1 protein-coding gene is annotated in these 761 nt (G+C 64.9%); it reads right to left on the reverse strand.

Annotated elements, in window-relative coordinates:
• The coding region (locus E1284_RS40970) for a SpvB/TcaC N-terminal domain-containing protein (protein WP_279433125.1) at positions 1-761 on the reverse strand (761 nt) is incomplete at both ends.

Here is a 761-nt window from a genome sequence, read left to right on the forward strand (position 1 = left end):
CCAGAGTCGCAGTGCAGGTCCCAGGGGACGTCCCACCACTTGTCCGGGTTGGCGCCGATCTTGGACGGGTCGCAGTCGAAGGTGTCGGTGGGGATGCAGCGTTCGGAGGTGGTGAAGTCGACCTGCGCGGGCGCTTTGGCGAACAGCTGGTCCTTGCGCATCCCGTAGGAGATGGTCTTCAGGTAGCCGCCGCGCACGTACGGGGTCTCGTCCGCGGGTTTGAGGTTGCGGCCGTAGTGGTTGGTCTCTTTGGCGTAGCTGTAGACGATGGCGTTGCCGGCGGGGTCGACGACGTAGTCCAGGTTCCACCGGTAGGCCTGCTGGCACCACGAGTCGGCGAACGTCGATTTGTGGCAGAATTCGCCCTCGTCGTTGCCGTAGACGGGTGCGGTCCAGGTGGAGTCGGTCTCGGGCTTGCCGGACACCCAGCCGGGCACACGGTTGAGGCCGAAGAAGTACTGGACGCCGTCGGTCGTGGTGACCTTCCAGTACTCGCCGTCGTTGTCGCCGTTGCCGGTGGCGGAGCTGGTGAGCTTTTCGAACTTGGTGCCGTCGTCGCTCTTCATCCGCCAGGTGCCGTCAGAGGCTTTGATCAACTCGCCGCCCTTGCCGTTCCAGGTGACGGTCGCGTTGTCATATCCCCAGCACTGATCGCCCGGCGAGTTCCCCCACTCGTCCTTGGGCGCACCGTCGTCCTCGCATGCCTTGTAGCGCCGCTCGATGTAACCCGGCCACAGGTCGAAGCCCTCACCGACCCAGGA

The sequence above is a fragment of the Actinomadura bangladeshensis genome (assembly GCF_004348335.1).
Lineage (GTDB): Bacteria > Actinomycetota > Actinomycetes > Streptosporangiales > Streptosporangiaceae > Spirillospora > Spirillospora bangladeshensis.